The organism is Nocardia paucivorans NBRC 100373 (genome assembly GCF_000308675.1).
Taxonomy (GTDB): domain Bacteria; phylum Actinomycetota; class Actinomycetes; order Mycobacteriales; family Mycobacteriaceae; genus Nocardia; species Nocardia paucivorans.
The window spans coordinates 1-868 of record NZ_BAGE01000095.1 but is presented as its reverse complement, the minus strand read 5'-3'; the positions used below and the strand labels follow the sequence as shown (position 1 = coordinate 868).

Annotated in this window: 1 protein-coding gene; it reads right to left on the bottom strand. The window is 66.2% G+C overall.

From position 1 onward, the window contains the following. Positions 1–868 (bottom strand): polyketide synthase dehydratase domain-containing protein (locus ON32_RS23425; protein WP_040793184.1); only part of this gene is annotated, 868 nt, incomplete at both ends.

Here is an 868-nt window from a genome sequence, read left to right as displayed (position 1 = left end):
AGGACAGGTACGTGCCGATCATCCGATACCGCCGCAACAGGCTCCCACCCCACCCGATACAGACCGGCCCCCTCCACCGACAAACCACGCCGGAACTCCTCCACGTCATACCGACGCATCACCACCGCATCAACCGACAAAACCGGACGACCACCCCCATCGACGGCCGCCACCGCCACACTCTCCGCCCCGGTCCGGACCGCGACAACCCGCAACGAGGTCACCCCCGCCGGTCGCCGCCCATCGTCCATCGGCCGGTGGAACCGCGCCCCACCCCACCGGAACAACAACCAACCGGTATTCGCCTGTGGGTTCACATGACGGAAAAACAACCGGGACAGACCCGCGTGCACCACCAGCTCCATCAAGGCCGGATGCACCTCGTAACGTCCCGGGTCCGGTGCCGCGGCGGTATCCAACGCAACCTCCGAGAACACCGCATCGCCGCGTTCCCACACCGCCTGCACACCGATGAAGGCCGGACCGTATTCGAGCCCGGTGTCCTCGGTGATCTGTTCCGGCAAGGTCGAGCTGTCCACGAGCTCGGCATCGATCGGCGGCCATTCTTCGTCCCGGAGCCGCGACAGCAATGCCGTATCGTGTTCCGGCCGTGCCGCGAGCACACCGGTCGCATTGCGCACCCACTCTGCTCCGGCGTCGGGTGACTGCCGATAAAAACACTCGAACTGGCGGCGTCCGGATTCGTCGGCCGCCTGCACCAGCACCTGGAGTTCGATCTCGTCGTCACCGGGTGTGATCGGCGCGTGCAGCATGACTTCCTCCACCGCCTCGCAGCCGATTCGGCCGCCCGCGGCGAGAAGGAATTCGAGCAACAACACACCCGGTACGACCACCACACCGTGCGCCC